This window comes from Mycolicibacterium aubagnense (assembly GCF_010730955.1).
In the GTDB taxonomy this organism is placed as follows: Bacteria; Actinomycetota; Actinomycetes; order Mycobacteriales; family Mycobacteriaceae; genus Mycobacterium; species Mycobacterium aubagnense.
In genome coordinates this window covers 3,933,883-3,947,183 of the sequence record NZ_AP022577.1, presented here as the reverse complement: position 1 = coordinate 3,947,183, position 13,301 = coordinate 3,933,883, and the positions used below count along the sequence as shown (strand labels likewise).

Sequence of the window (13,301 nt, the reverse complement as noted above, 5' to 3'; positions counted from 1 at the left end):
ATTTAGACGCTACTTCATCGTCGGCGGGCGAGCCTCAGAAAGCCGAGTGATCCACCCAGCGCTGCCACACGACCGCATCGCCGATCACGTCCAGGCCGGCCTCCTCGGCCGTCTGCCGGCGATTGGCCGCCAGCAGCAACCCGGTCACCGGACCACGCACCGCCGCATCGCCTTTCGCGTGCTGGTGTGACCAGCCCAGGCCGTCCTCGTCGTTGACCACCAGCCACTCGCCCGTCGGGCCCAGCTCCGACTCCGCAGCGTGCAGGTGCAACGACCGCCCGCGCTCCAGCGGCGGGTCCGCGGCAGCCGCCATCATCGCCACGCGCTCCAATGTCTCCGTCACCCCGTCGGCCGCCAACTCCGGATCCAGGATGAACGGAAGGCCGAGCGCCAGAACAGCATCGGCGCGGTGCACCGTCTGCTCGTGGACCCGGCGCCGAATCCACCACCCCGCAGGCTTCTGGCCCATGAACGTCCACACCTTCGCGTCCGACCCGACATGCTCGACGGCATCGATCAGCGCTTGCGCACCGGCGTTCAGCCAGTCGATGGCACCGTCGAGGTCCTCGGGCGGTTTCCCGTCCCGCACCTCGCGGGGATCGAGTGGCTCTTTCATGTGGTCGGCGACGATCTGGGCACACCAGCGGTTACCACGTCCGACGTGCTTGAGCAGTTGCTTGAGCGTCCACCCCGGACAGGTCGGCACCTCGGTATCGAGATCAGCAGTGCGGATGATGTTGCCGAAGGCGGCGGTTTCCTCGATCAGGGCTGTGCGGAAGGCCATTTCACGACGGTACCGCTGCGCGCGCCTGCCCGAGTGCGATCGGCAATGCCGCCCAACCGCGGAGCACCCTGGTGTCGCGCCGCGTGCCGGGCCCCGCGAGTTGCGCGTCGGGGAACCGCTCGAAGAACGTCCGCAAGCCCACTTCGCCCTCGGACCGGGCCAGTGCGGCGCCGAGGCAGAAATGCCGTCCACCGGAGAACGAATGATGCTTGCCGGCGTTGTCGCGGGTGACGTCGAAGCGGTGCGGATCAGGGAAGACGGCCGGGTCCCGGTTGGCGCCGGCAAGGTAGAGGATGACGGGCTGGCCGGCCAACACGTGGTACCCGGCGACGTCGACGTCGACTTTCGCGATACGTGCCGAGAGCTGAACCGGCGAATCCAGCCGCAGGATCTCCTCGACCGCATTGGGCCACAGGTCGGGCTGCGCCATCACCAGTGCCAGTTGTTCAGGGTGCTGCAGCAGCATGCGGATGCCATTGCCCAGCAGGTTCACGGTGGTCTCGAAGCCCGCCGCCAAAACCAGCCCGGCGGTCGCGCGCAGCTCTTCGTCATTGAGCCGGGTACCACCGTCACTGGCCGCGATCAGCTGGCTCATGAGGTCGTCGCCGGGGTTGTCCTGCAGCGCGCGGAGGTGGTCGCTCAGCCAGCTGTTGAAGCCGTCCAATCCGCCTTCCACGCTGAGGTACTGCTGCCACGTGAGCCCGATGTCCAGGCTGGGCGCGGCCAACTCGCCGAATTCGAGGATGCGCGACCGGTCGTGCTCGGGCACCCCCAGGATGTCGGCGATCACCGTCACGGGCAGCTGCGAACAGTAGCCCTGTACGACGTCGACCGCAGGACCGTTCTGCGCCGATGCCAGCTCATCGATGAGTCCCGTTGCGGCCTGCTGCACCCGTTCCCGCAGCGCCGCGACGGCCCGCGTGGTGAACACTGACGAGACGGTCTTGCGGTAGCGCGTGTGCTGCTCTCCGTCGACCGACAGCAGCGACGGCGGCAGCAGCGGATGCAACCGGCCTTTGACGGTGGTCTTGCCCTCCAGCCAGCCGAGAACACCGGGCAGCGTGCCGCCGATCTGGGTGACGGTGAAGTCGTCCGAACGCAGAATCTGGTGCACCAGAGCGTGATCCGCAGTGATCCAGGCCGCGCGACCGCGGTACATCCGGCCACGGCTGCGCAGTTCGTCGGCGAACGCGCCCGGGTCGGCCCGTACCGACGGGTCGGCGATGAGTCGGCCCTGGAGGTCGCCGTGCCGCGCGCCGTAACCGGCGAGCTGGCGGATGACGGCGTGCAGCGCGAACCAGTTGAGACGTTGCCTGAGCGTCATAAAGCCGAGCTTAAGCACGCCCGATGGCGGCGGCTACATACTGCAGTCGGAAATCAGGCGGTCAGATTGCGGCCCAGCGCGTACATCCGCCAGCCCGCAGCCTGCCACTTCGCGACGTCGAGGCAATTGCGACCGTCGACAATCACTTTCGCGCGCACGGTGGCCGCCAACTGCTCGGGGTCGAGGTCCAGGAACTCCTGCCACTCGGTCAGGACCAGCACGGCGTCGGCGCGGTCGCAGGCCTCGATGACGGACGTCGAGTAGTTCAGCGTCGGGAAAACCCGTCGCGAGTTGTCCATGGCCTTGGGGTCGTAGACGTTGACGGCAGCGCCGTTGAGCTGCAGCATCCCCGCCACGTTCAGGGCGGGCGAGTCGCGCACGTCGTCGGACTCAGGCTTGAACGCCGCACCCAGCACCGCGATGTTGGCGCCCAACAGCGTCCCGCGGCACGCCTTGGTGGTCAGTTCCACCATGCGGGTGCGCCGGCGCATATTGATGCTGTCCACTTCACGCAGGAAGGTCAGCGCGGGGTCAGCACCCAGCTCGCCGGCTCGGGCCATGAAGGCGCGGATGTCCTTGGGCAGGCAGCCACCGCCAAATCCCAAGCCCGCGTTGAGGAATCGTCGGCCGATGCGGGGGTCGTGGCCCAATGCGTCGGCCAGGACGGTGACGTCGGCGTTGGCCGCTTCGCACACCTCGGCGATGGCGTTGATGAACGAAATCTTGGTGGCCAGAAAAGCATTCGCGGAGACCTTGACCAGTTCCGCGGTCTGCAGGTCGGTGAGCAGGAACGGCACGCCGCGTTCCAGGATCCGCGCATACAGCTCACGTACCGCCGCTTCGGCGCGCTTCGAATCCGGCTGCACGCCAAGCACGATGCGGTCGGGGTGCAGCGTGTCCTTGACGGCGAAGCCTTCGCGCAGGAACTCCGGGTTCCAGGCCACCTCGACGTCGACGCCGACCGGCGCCAGCTCGCGGGCTCGCACCCCGAGCTCGGCAGCGGTGCCGACCGGAACCGTGGACTTGCCGACGATCACCGCCGACCGGCGCAGCCGCGGGACCAGGGTGTCGATGACAGAGCGCACGTGCCGCAGGTCGGCGCCGTACTCCCCCTTCTTCTGCGGGGTGCCCACACCGAGAAAATGCACGTCGCCGAACTCGGCGGCCTCGTCATAGTCGGTGGTGAAGTGCAGCCGTCCCGCCTCGATGTTGTCGCGCAGCAGCTTTCGCAGCCCGGGCTCGTAGAACGGGATGTCACCGGACGCCAGCTTCGCGATCTTGCCGGGGTCGATGTCGACGCCGAGGACCTCATGGCCGAGCTCCGCCATGCCGGCGGCATGCGTCGCCCCGAGGTAGCCGGTACCGAACACAGTGCATCTCATACTGCCTTGATAGGCAGCCCTGATGAGCGCGGTGCTACGCGACACTGAGCGTCAGGCCAACGGCAGGTGACAAACAGCCTGCCGCGAAGCCGTCAGCTGGGCGCGCAGAAGATGAGGAAGCAGTTCTGCGGCTTCTGCTTCGGCTTCTTTCCGTTGCCGTTGCCCGGGTAGTCGCCGGGGTAACCGTTGGAGCCGCCCGGGTACTGGCCCGGGTACTGGTTGCCGGGGTAACCGTTACCTGGGTAGTCGCCGGGGTAACCGTCGTTGGGTCCACGGCCGCCCCGACTCGGGTAGTCCGGGTAGCTGTTGCCCGGATCGGTCGAAATCCACTGGGGCTGGCGAGGACGCGGTGCCCACGGGTTCCAGGCAGGCGGCTGCGGCCCAGGGATCGCGATCACCGGCGGCGGCAGCACCGCGGGAGCCGGGTCAGGTACCGCGGCCGGCGGCGGCACCACGGGAGCGGCGGGCACGTCAGGCATCGACACCGGGACAGGCGCAGGGGCGGGGGCCGGGGCTTCCGGGGCAGGAGCCGGCACGTGCACCTGCGGCGCCGATTCCTTGACCACCTGCGGCGCTTCGACCTGATGCGGAGCGGGGGCCTGGACTTCCGGAGCCGGCGCGGGAACCGCGGCGGCGGGCGCGGGCGGAGGGACCGCAGCCGGCGGGGGTACGGGTGCGGCAATCGGAGCGCTGGGCACGATCGCGGCCTGCGCGGGCGCGGGCCGTTGATCGACCGTCGGCCGGATGCTCACCGCAAGCGAAATAGCAAGGGCCACAACACCGACGACGAAGATCGAGGTGAGCGCACTACCGACCAGGAGGAAGGGTTTGCGGCCCTGGTCGGCGACCACCGGGGCGTCGCCGAGCTCGTCGAAACCGAACTCGTCGGCCGTCAGCAATGGGGCCGCGAGCGGAGCCGCGGCAGCCGCACCACCCGGCGCGGCCGAATAGGCGAGGCCGGCGGTGGCGGCGTCGAACATCGGCGCGTTGGCCGAGGCGAGGGCCGCACCACGAGCGAGTGCCAGATCGGCATCGCCCGGGGCGTTCACCGGGATGTCGAGCAGCTCGGCCAGGTGCGCCCGCACCGCGGTGACGTCGACGCCGGCTCCGACGACGAACATGCCTTGCGGCGACGTGTCCGCGTCGGCGACAGCTGCCGCCATCTCGCCGAGCACGGCCATGGCGTCGGTGCTGTGCAGACTGCGGCTGAGCACCTTGGAGATGGCGCCATCAGGTTCGACAACCGACATGGTCGCGGTGTCACGATCCACGAACAGCAGACCGGTGCTCGAGTAGCCGACAGCCTGGCCGGCGGCCTGGGCCAGCGACCCTGCGGCGTGCAGCTCGGAGACCATCATGACGTCCTTGACGCCGGCGGCGTCCAACGCGTCGCGCAACCGCGCGGCAGCGTCGTGGTCGCTCCAGGCGACACCCACCGACTTCAGGTGGTGGGCGCCCTCCTCGGCGCTCTCCCGAGTGCCCAGGATGGCGCTGACAACCTGCTCAACCGGCGTTGCTGAATCATCTGCCGTCTGCGTATGGAAAATATCGTGGTCGACGATCTCGCCGTCGGCCTTTTCACCCTCAACCAGCGCCATACGTACCGTGGTTGGCGTCATAGACACACCCAGAACGATGTCCACGGACCCTCCAATGTGTTCGCTACGCTATCTAGGCCGACACCGAGAATCCCCCGCCGTACAGGCCACAACTAGAAACTTCATCGTGTCCAGCCGCGGAGTCGTTACCGATTTCCCGCAGCTCAATAGGCGCGATGCAGTTCTGGCCGCGGCGCTGGCAGACAGAGTCCCGCCAATGCCGGTAGTTCAACCCTACCCGGCTTTGGCGTAGGTGACCTAAGCAGTTTTCAGGCCTCTTCGACCCCCGGCCGCGGCTGCCTCAGCAGATCGGTCAATGAGCTGGCGTTAGCGGGCCGACGGTGGCCCAGGTGGCCGTGGACACCCTCGGCGTAGGCGGTTTCCGCGTGCTGGGTGAAGTCGACGCCGGCAGTTTCGTCTTCGGCGCTGACCCGGAAACCCATCACCTTGTCGATGATCTTGCCCAGCACAAACGTGGCGGCGAAGGCATAGGCCGCGACCACGGCCATCGCCAGCAGCTGCTTGCCGAGCTGGGTGAATCCGCCGCCGTAGAAGAGGCCGCGGGCGCCGCCGGTCATCACGTCGGTGGCCAGCAGGCCGATCAGCACCACGCCGACCACACCGCCGACGAAGTGCACGCCGACGACGTCCAGTGAGTCGTCGTAGTTGAGCTTGAACTTCAGGCCGACCGCGAACGAGCAGATCACGCCGGCCAGCAGCCCGACGATGAGCGCGCCCAGGGTGTTGACGGTGCCGCAGGACGGCGTGATCGCGACCAGACCGGCGACGACGCCGGACGCCGCACCGAACGTCGTCGGCTTGCCGTCACGCACCTGCTCGACCGTGAGCCAGCCGAGCATGCCCAGACAGCCGGCGACCAGGGTGTTCAGGAAGATCGCGGCGGCGGTGCCGTTGGCGGCCAGCGCCGAGCCGGCGTTGAAGCCGAACCAGCCGAACCACAGCAGGCCGACGCCGAGCAGCACGAACGGCAGGTTGTGCGGACGCATGGCGTCCTGCTTGAAGCCGATGCGCGGGCCCAGCACGATGGCCAGCGCCAGCGCCGAGGCGCCCGACGCGATTTCGACGACGAGGCCGCCCGCGTAGTCGAGGGCACCCATCTTGGCGAGCCAGCCGTCCGGACCCCAGACCCAGTGCGCGATGACGCTGTAGACGGCGATCGCCCAGATCGGGACGAAGACCATCCACGCCGAGAACTTGGCGCGGTCGGCGATGGCGCCGCTGATGAGGGCGGCGGTGATGATCGCGAAGGTCAGCTGGAAGGTGGCGAACAGCAGCTCCGGCACGGCGCCGTGGGTGGTGCTGGGGCCGATGCCGAGCATGCCGAAGTGTTCGAGGTTGCCGAGGAAGCCGTCGCCGTTCGAGAACGCGAGGGTGTACCCGACCAGCAGCCACGCGACCGTGACCAGCGGAATCGAGATGAAGCTCATCATGATCATGTTGAGCACGCCGGTCGTGCGGACCATGCCGCCGTAGAAAATGGCCAGGCCCGGGGTCATCAGCAGGACCAGGGCGGTGCTGGCGAGCAGCCAGGCGGTGGCGGCGGGATCGATGCCTTGCACGTGGGACTCCTTCGACAATCTTGACGAGGATGTATCGGCGGAGTTTCCAGCTCGCGGCGACTGCGTTTCCGACGTGTTACACCAGCCTCACAAGGGACTTCCCGTGGCGCGGAGGTGGCGGTTGTGGCACATGAGTTTGGTTTCGCGTGAAACAACCGGCGATTAAGCAGTGGTGGTTCCGGGTATGCGGCTGGGATGTTGAAGCGCACAACTGCAGCTGCTGCCCTGCTCACCGCACCCGTTTTTGTGCTGGCTGCGTGCAATTCCAATCGGAACGCGCCGTCGAGCTCGACGCCGCCAACAACCTGGTCGCAGCCCAATCCGTCAGCACTCAACGTCGTGCTGAAGACGTCCGACGGGCGGCCCGTCGCGAACGCCTCGATCGACTTCTCTGACGGCTACGCGACAGTCACCGTCGAAACCACCGGCGGCGGCATCCTCGCCCCCGGCAGCCACGGCATGCACATCCATTCCGTGGGCAAATGCGAGGGCGACTTCACGTCCGCCGGCGGCCATCTGCAGGTCGCCGGGCACACCGGGCATCCCGCGAGCGGCGATCTGACGCCGTTGAACGTCCGCGCGGACGGCAGCGGCAAGGTCGTGGCGACCACCGATGCGCTCACCGAAGCGGCTTTGAAGGGGCCCGAGGGCAGCGCACTGATCATCCATCAGAGCCCGGACAACTTCGCCAACATCCCGCCGCGGTACACGCACGACGGCGCGCCGGGTCCCGATGCCGAGACGTTGGCGACCGGTGACGCGGGCGGTCGGGTGGCGTGTGCGGTGTTGGCGCCTGCTGGTTCTTCTTCGTCTGCCTCGACGTCGACGTCGACCGCGACGGTCACTCAGACGACGGCCGTGCCGGTGGCGCCGCCGGTGACTACGACGACTTCGACGTCAACGTCGACTTCTACTACTCCATCGAGCAGCACCACGACCACTACTTCAACCACGGTGCCGACGACCACGACCACGATGTCCACCAGCCCGGTCGGGCCGATGAACCCGATGCCGGGTGGCTGATGCTGTGGGGTTTGCGTTGAGCCTGTAGTCAGGGCGCAGAAGTGCGAGTAGTGAGTGCCCTAGGTTCAGGGTCAACGGCAGTGGGCCGCCCGGGAGCGTTGACCCTGTACCGGGGGCACAAAAGTGCGGGTAGCGGGCGCCCTCGTTACAGCGTCAACGGCAGCAAGACGCCCAGGAGCGTTGACCCTGAACACCTGGCGCAACGAGCCGGGTCAGGGCTTGGCGAAGTTGAGGTAGGAGCGCGAGGGCGTCGGTCCGCGCTGGCCCTGGTACTTGGAGCCGACCTTGTCGCTGCCGTAGGGGTGCTCGGCCGGGCTGGTCAGGCGGAGCAGGCACAGCTGGCCGATCTTCATGCCGGGCCACAGGGTGATCGGCAGGTTGGCGACGTTCGACAGCTCCAGCGTGATGTGCCCGGAGAAGCCGGGGTCGATGAAGCCCGCGGTCGAGTGCGTCAGCAGGCCCAGCCGGCCCAATGAACTCTTGCCTTCGAGTCGACCCGCCAAATCATCTGGGAGCGTGCAGGTTTCGAGTGTCGAGCCCAGCACGAATTCGCCGGGATGAAGGACGAAGGGCTCGCCTTCGTCGGGCTCGACCAGCGTGGTCAGCTCGTCCTGCTGCTGCGCTGGGTCGATGTGCGTGTAGCGAGTGTTGTTGAACACCCGGAACAGGCTGTCCAGGCGGACGTCGACGCTGGAGGGCTGCACCATGGCGTCATCGAACGGGTCGATGCCGAGGCGTCCAGCACCGATTTCGGCCCGGAGATCGCGGTCAGAGAGGAGCACGTGGGGAGCCTATCGGTCCGGCTTGATATCCTGCAGCGGCACCATGCCGATGTAGTTCAATGGCAGAACATCAGCTTCCCAAGCTGAATACGCGGGTTCGATTCCCGTCATCGGCTCCACGAACTTGCATTTCTGAGCATTTTTTCGGCCTACCGGCGGCGGCCAATTTGGGTCTCAATACCGCACTTACCGTATATGCGCCTGCAGCCAGCCCGCCGTGTATTTGCCTGCACTCAGCAACAAGCTGTATGTCCCCCGCACTCGGGCATATGTGGCCTCACGCTGGCATGTGACTAGGGCAGTACCTCTGGATTGCCGCCCCAGCGAAGTGCCCCGCATCGTCCAACGTCCAGTCGGGGTGCATCTTCATCAACTGCACGCCGACCGACTCCAGATTTGCGCCTTCATCCATCACGACGCATACCGAGGCTCCCAGCGCGAATGCTTCGTCTCGACTCATGTGGATTCGGTAGTTCTGCAAGGTGAGTAGAAAAGCCTCGTCCTGCGTGCCGTCGTCCGCGCGGGCCGGGACCACAGTCGCAGCCGCCAGCACGGATGCCATCAGAAATGCCACACATCTCATAGCAAACCCCTCACCCGTAGAGGAAAACTAAGTAGTTCGAAGGTATCGCCGTGTTCGATCAGCCGGGGCAAAAACGGCGCAAATATTGCTGCGTGCGTCAATCCGATTGCTGAAAGCGTCGGCTTGGGACGTAATCCGGTTGTAGCCTCCGGATATGTTCACTCGGATAATCACCGCTGCGGCGATAGTGGGATTCGTGTGGGCGCCGATGGCATCTGCTGACGACGGCCCGGACGCGAAGTATCTTGCGGCGCTGGCCGCCCGTGGCATTCCTGCGGACGCCGATGCCGGGCAATTGATCGCTGACGCCCACGCTGCGTGTGACACCTATGGGACGCCGGGCGTAGTCGGATTGATGCTGGGAATTGAAGCCCGAGGATTGTCGCCAGCCCAGGCTGGCTACGTGATGACGGACGGAATGCGGGCTTACTGCCCCACCAAGTCACCGTTCTAATCCCCGATGCGTGCCATGCGTCCTTTGCCGCTGTACGCATACGTTTTGGCGCTCGCATTGTCCGGTATCCCGCTCGCTGCCGCGCCGATCGCAAACGCATGCCCCGGCGGCGACTACCTGAACGTGAGCGGTGTATGCGTACAAGACCCGACGCCGCCGACCACAACCGGCGGCGCGATCCCGCCGGGCGTAACCGCGATTTGTCGGGACGGGTCTTACTCACACAGCATGAACCACTCGGGCACCTGTTCACATCACGGCGGAGTCGCACAGTGGGGACCATTCGGCTAGGCCGCGATACTCGCCGTAAGAACGTCGGTGACGCGTAGTGGACCCACCCGGCCGCGGCCGGATATACCAGTTTTATGGTGGCACAACACATTAACGAACAATCACAAGCCCCGGCATCCACGTAGGACCCAAGCCGAAAACGCGGGTTCGATTCCCGTCATCGGCTCCACAAAGATTGAATACCCCTCACAGTGGATACTTTGGGCCCCATGGACCTGCGCGCGATCGGTAAAGGCCTGGGCACGTTGGACCGTGAGGTCTTCGAAGCCATAGCCGAGTCACCGAGTCCACTGTTGGACACCACGATGCCCCGGCTGACCAGGGCCGCGGACCATTCCAAGTTGTGGTTCGCCATCGCCGCCGCCATGGGTGCGCTGGGCAGCCAGTCGGTGCGGCGGGGCGCGGCGCGCGGCGTCCTCAGTCTCGCGGTGACGAGCCTCGTGACCAACCAGCTGGCCAAACGGATCTGGCGGCGGCCACGGCCGGACCGCAGTCTGATACCGCTCATCCGGCAGACGAAGCGCGTCCCCACCTCGAATTCCCTGCCGTCGGGCCACTCGGCCAGCGCCGCGGCGTTCGCGGTGGGCGTCGGCCTGGAGTCCCCAGCGGCCGGCCTGCCGCTGGCCCTGCTCGCCGGCCTGGTGGGCTTGTCGCGGGTCGCCACCGGGGCGCACTACCCCGGTGACGTGTTCGCCGGATTCGGCATCGGTGCCGCCATCGCAGTCCTGGGCGCCCGCGTCGTCCCCACCGTCCCCGCTGCCAGGCCGCCAAAGTCCGAGCCGCTGCGGTTCCACACCGAGCCCCGACCGGACGGTGCCGGTGTGGCTCTCGTGATCAACCCGGCGTCCGGCGATGGCACAGGCAAGCGGATCGTCGATGAAGCCCGAAAAGCGTTGCCACACATGGAGATCATCGAGCTCTACGACGATGATGATATCCAGACCGTGCTGCGGGAAACCGCGGCACGTACCGAGGTACTCGCGGTGGGTGGCGGCGACGGCACGGTGGCGTGCGCGGCGGGCATCGCCGTCGAGAAGGGCGTCCCACTCGCGGTCTTCCCCGGCGGCACGTTCAACCACTTCGCCAAGGACATCGGCTGCGATTCGGTCGCTCGGACCGTCGAGGCGATCACGGAAGGTACCGCGGCCTACGTCGACCTGGTGTGCCTCAACGAGGAACGCATGGTGATCAACACCGCCAGCATCGGCGCCTACCCGAACTACGTGCGGATGCGCGAGAAACTGGAACGCCGGATGGGCAAGCGCCTGGCCGGTATGTGCGCGCTCTATCTGATGCTGCGCCGGGAAGCTCCGGTGCGAATCCGCTACGACGACAAGACACTTCAGACGGAGCTCTTCTTCCTGGGCAATTCGACATACCTCCCGTCCGGGTTCGCCCCGTCGGTGCGGCCCCGTCTGGACGACGGGCTGATCGACGTGCAGATCCTGGAGACGGGCCGGCGGTTCAGCCGGCTGCGCATCGCGACGGCCGTCGCGTTGGGCCGGCTCGAACGCAGCCCGCTCTATCACGAGTTGCAGGTACCCGAGTTCCGCTTTGTCTCCGTCGACGGGCCAACAACCGTGGCCCATGACGGTGAAGTCGGTGAGGCGCTGTGCGAAGCCAGTTTCAGCGTGCGGTACCGGGCGCTGCCGGTGTTCCGTCCCCTACCTTGATCGCCACTACGGCCGCATCTCGTAAACCCCGTCATAGGACGCCACCTGTTCCCAGACCCGATCGAAGCGGCCCGCATCGGCAACGGGCTTTCGGATCGCCGACAAGGCCCACTCCTGTTGCGCCACCGTCGAACTCGGCTTGCCGTGCAGCGCAACCGCATACGACGAGAAGTCGCGGATCTGGACGTCGAAGATCTGGTCCAGCAAGTCGCGGTCGAGCCCGGTCAGTTCGGCCTGTTCGAGGATCAACTGACCGTAGACGACCAGGGTGAACAGGTGCCCGATAACCAGAACGAAGTCGAGGTCGCGTTGCTGGTCGGCGTCGGGTGCCGCCTTCACGAGTAAGTCCTTGAACGCCAACACCTGTTCGTAGAACCGGGCCACGTTCGGCACCGTGAGGTTGCGCTCGTACACCGGCGCCCAGTCCGCGAACTGCACTTTGGACGCACCGCGCGCCGGCCCCTGCGCCCAGAAGAACACGTCGTCGGCCGCGTCGTCGCGGGTGCCGATCTGCGGGTAGCTCGCCGGGTTGAACATGTAATTCGGCATGAACTTCAGGATTTGCGCGACGTTCACGTGCACCGTGCCCTCCAGCCGGGGCAGCGCGCCGATCAGGCGGCTCACCTCGCTGAAGTACGTGTTCTTCTCAAAACCTTTGGCGGCCAGCACATCCCACAATAAGGTAACAACTCGCTCACCCTCGGAGGTGACCTTGGATTTGGTCACCGGGTTGAACAGCAAGTACCGGCGGTCGTCGAGGCTCGCAGTGCGGAAGTAGTCGATGGCGCGATCGCTGAACAGCTTCATCGCGACCAACCGGGCATAGACGTCGACGAACGAGGCGCGCACATGCGGAAAGTCGGTGACCGGGTTGCCGTAGAGAATTCGATTGTTCGCGTGGGTGATCGCCTCGTAGAACGCGTGCTCACACATCCCGATCGAGCCACTGCACAAATTGAACTTGCCGACGTTGACGGTGTTCAGCGCCGCCGAGAACGCCTCGGGTCCCGTGCACAGAATGTCCTCCTGATGCACCGGGTAGTCGTTGAGCCGGAACGTGCTGACGAACATCTGGCCGTGCACCACGTTGTCGATCAGTTGGTAGTTCGGGTGACCGCTGTCCGCGACGAACCACACGTAGCCGTCGGGCCCGTCGACGTCGGTGCGCCGCGAGAACACCGACACCATGCCCGCCACGTTGCCGTTCCCGATGTAGTACTTCTCCCCCGATGCCCGGAACACCACGCCCTCGTCGGACGTGGGCGTCAGCAGCATGTCGGTGTTGTAGATGTCGGCGCCATGTTCGCGTTCGGACAGCGCGAACGCCATGACACCGCCCGCTTCGAGCTGGGCGGCGGCCCGCTCTTTGGCCTTGATGTTGTCGCTCTGCCAGATCGGGCCGAGGCCGAGGATGGTGACCTGCTCGGCGTACCAGTACGCCAGCCCGTAGAAGCCGAGGATCTCGCTCAGCACGGCATTGCGCGACGTGTCCCAGCGCTTGTTCGGGTCGCCGTCGGCGAACTCCGACGGCGTCAGGAACGTCGCGAAAACGCGCTCGCGCTTGATGAAGTCGAGAAAGTCGGTGACCCAGGTCGCGTCCAGGTCGTCCTGCAGCAATCGGACCTTGCCGCGCTCCTCGAACCAGGCGATCAACGCGCGCAACTGGCGCCGGGTCTCCGGATCGAATTGCTCGGGGTCGAATTCGTTCGGGTTGAGCAAGAGTCGGCGAGAGTTCGGCATGGGCACCTTCTTCGGTCCGGATTTGGCACCGAATCTAGCGCGCAGACGACCACGTGACCGCCGTTTCGCATTGTCGCCGGCGCCCCG

The 13,301-nt window shown here is 66.3% G+C and carries 12 protein-coding genes and 1 tRNA gene; 5 read left to right on the top strand and 8 right to left on the bottom strand.

Annotated features, from left to right (window positions below):
• Positions 1-34 precede the first annotated feature (34 nt).
• From G6N59_RS18850 to G6N59_RS18830, 5 genes are all read right to left on the bottom strand, one after another.
• On the bottom strand, positions 35-784 hold the full coding sequence (locus G6N59_RS18850) for a maleylpyruvate isomerase family mycothiol-dependent enzyme (RefSeq protein WP_138228336.1): 750 nt from the start codon (positions 782-784) through the stop codon (positions 35-37).
• A gap of 1 nt (position 785) precedes the next feature.
• Complete coding sequence (locus tag G6N59_RS18845; protein WP_138228335.1) at positions 786-2,108, bottom strand: cytochrome P450; 1,323 nt, start codon at positions 2,106-2,108, stop codon at positions 786-788.
• A gap of 53 nt (positions 2,109-2,161) precedes the next feature.
• Entirely contained in the window at positions 2,162-3,490 is a 1,329-nt protein-coding gene (locus G6N59_RS18840; protein ID WP_138228334.1) for a UDP-glucose dehydrogenase family protein, read from the bottom strand.
• A gap of 92 nt (positions 3,491-3,582) precedes the next feature.
• Complete coding sequence (locus G6N59_RS18835; protein ID WP_138228333.1) at positions 3,583-5,133, bottom strand: DUF7159 family protein; 1,551 nt, start codon at positions 5,131-5,133, stop codon at positions 3,583-3,585.
• 224 nt (positions 5,134-5,357) lie between these two features.
• Positions 5,358-6,668 (bottom strand): ammonium transporter, encoded by a 1,311-nt coding sequence (locus G6N59_RS18830; RefSeq protein WP_138228332.1) that lies wholly within the window; start codon positions 6,666-6,668, stop codon positions 5,358-5,360.
• A gap of 195 nt (positions 6,669-6,863) precedes the next feature.
• Here G6N59_RS18830 and G6N59_RS18825 point away from each other — a divergent pair, with 195 nt between their 5' ends.
• Entirely contained in the window at positions 6,864-7,691 is an 828-nt protein-coding gene (locus tag G6N59_RS18825) for a superoxide dismutase family protein (RefSeq protein WP_138228331.1), read from the top strand.
• Positions 7,692-7,903: 212 nt separating this feature from the next.
• Here G6N59_RS18825 and dcd read toward each other — a convergent pair whose 3' ends face one another.
• Positions 7,904-8,473, bottom strand: coding sequence for a dCTP deaminase (gene dcd, locus G6N59_RS18820; protein ID WP_138228330.1), 570 nt, complete (start codon positions 8,471-8,473; stop codon positions 7,904-7,906).
• 45 nt (positions 8,474-8,518) lie between these two features.
• On the opposite strand from dcd, the gene G6N59_RS18815 reads away from it, so the two are divergent.
• A tRNA-Gly gene (locus G6N59_RS18815) sits at positions 8,519-8,592 on the top strand.
• Positions 8,593-8,750: 158 nt separating this feature from the next.
• Here G6N59_RS18815 and G6N59_RS18810 read toward each other — a convergent pair.
• Positions 8,751-9,047: a DUF732 domain-containing protein gene (locus G6N59_RS18810; RefSeq protein ID WP_163911464.1), complete on the bottom strand. Its 297-nt coding sequence runs from the start codon at positions 9,045-9,047 to the stop codon at positions 8,751-8,753.
• Between the two features lie 163 nt (positions 9,048-9,210).
• Here G6N59_RS18810 and G6N59_RS18805 point away from each other — a divergent pair, with 163 nt between their 5' ends.
• The 3 genes from G6N59_RS18805 (at position 9,211) to G6N59_RS18795 (ending at position 11,474) form a co-directional block, all read left to right on the top strand.
• A complete protein-coding gene (locus G6N59_RS18805) occupies positions 9,211-9,510 on the top strand; it encodes a DUF732 domain-containing protein (protein WP_138228328.1) in 300 nt (99 codons plus the stop codon).
• Between the two features lie 6 nt (positions 9,511-9,516).
• Positions 9,517-9,801, top strand: a complete 285-nt coding sequence (locus G6N59_RS18800; protein ID WP_170212336.1) for a DUF3761 domain-containing protein — start codon at positions 9,517-9,519, stop codon at positions 9,799-9,801.
• Positions 9,802-10,010: 209 nt separating this feature from the next.
• On the top strand, positions 10,011-11,474 hold the full coding sequence (locus G6N59_RS18795) for a bifunctional phosphatase PAP2/diacylglycerol kinase family protein (protein ID WP_138228326.1): 1,464 nt from the start codon (positions 10,011-10,013) through the stop codon (positions 11,472-11,474).
• Positions 11,475-11,480: 6 nt separating this feature from the next.
• On the opposite strand, the gene G6N59_RS18790 is transcribed toward G6N59_RS18795, so the two are convergent.
• On the bottom strand, positions 11,481-13,214 hold the full coding sequence (locus G6N59_RS18790) for an acyl-CoA dehydrogenase family protein (protein WP_138228325.1): 1,734 nt from the start codon (positions 13,212-13,214) through the stop codon (positions 11,481-11,483).
• Positions 13,215-13,301 lie beyond the last annotated feature (87 nt).

Bases quoted from the DNA above. Each gene is read 5' to 3' on its own strand.
- G6N59_RS18850 (WP_138228336.1), bottom strand. From the start codon at position 784: ATGGCCTTCCGCACAGCCCTGATCGAGGAAACCGCCGCCTTCGGCAAC.
- G6N59_RS18845 (WP_138228335.1), bottom strand. From the start codon at position 2,108: ATGACGCTCAGGCAACGTCTCAACTGGTTCGCGCTGCACGCCGTCATC.
- G6N59_RS18840 (WP_138228334.1), bottom strand. From the start codon at position 3,490: ATGAGATGCACTGTGTTCGGTACCGGCTACCTCGGGGCGACGCATGCC.
- G6N59_RS18825 (WP_138228331.1), top strand. From the start codon at position 6,864: ATGTTGAAGCGCACAACTGCAGCTGCTGCCCTGCTCACCGCACCCGTT.
- G6N59_RS18805 (WP_138228328.1), top strand. From the start codon at position 9,211: ATGTTCACTCGGATAATCACCGCTGCGGCGATAGTGGGATTCGTGTGG.
- G6N59_RS18800 (WP_170212336.1), top strand. From the start codon at position 9,517: ATGCGTGCCATGCGTCCTTTGCCGCTGTACGCATACGTTTTGGCGCTC.
- G6N59_RS18795 (WP_138228326.1), top strand. From the start codon at position 10,011: ATGGACCTGCGCGCGATCGGTAAAGGCCTGGGCACGTTGGACCGTGAG.
- G6N59_RS18790 (WP_138228325.1), bottom strand. From the start codon at position 13,214: ATGCCGAACTCTCGCCGACTCTTGCTCAACCCGAACGAATTCGACCCC.